The organism is Rhodococcus sp. IEGM 1307, from assembly GCF_030056915.1.
GTDB classification, from domain to species: domain Bacteria; phylum Actinomycetota; class Actinomycetes; order Mycobacteriales; family Mycobacteriaceae; genus Rhodococcus_F; species Rhodococcus_F opacus_D.
Map to the genome: position 1 here is coordinate 1 of NZ_JASHKW010000088.1, position 326 is coordinate 326.

The 326-nt window shown below is 68.7% G+C and carries 1 protein-coding gene; it reads left to right on the forward strand.

The window, feature by feature from the left end; all coding sequences use genetic code 11:
- Positions 1–326, forward strand: a 326-nt coding sequence (locus QM841_RS42935; RefSeq protein WP_502943345.1) for an AMP-binding enzyme, incomplete at both ends; no start/stop codon positions are given.

Below are 326 nucleotides of genomic sequence, written 5' to 3' on the forward strand. Positions count from 1 at the left end.
AAGCCACCCTCACCACCCACCCCGACATCACCCACGCCGCAGTGACAGTCCACCAGGGCCCAGTCACCGAGCAACTGGTGGCCTACGTGGTGCCGACCCCGGGCGCCCACCTCGACCCCGACACGCTCGCCGCGACGGTCGGTGCGCGCCTGCCCGATTTCATGGTGCCGTCGGTGTTCGTGACCCTCGACCGGATGCCAGTGAGCGTGAACGGCAAGATCGACCGGCGAGCACTCCCCGCACCAACACCGTCGAACCGGCAGTTCCGACCACCGGTCACCCCCACCGAACACACCATCGCCGACGTCTTCACCGACGTCCTCGGC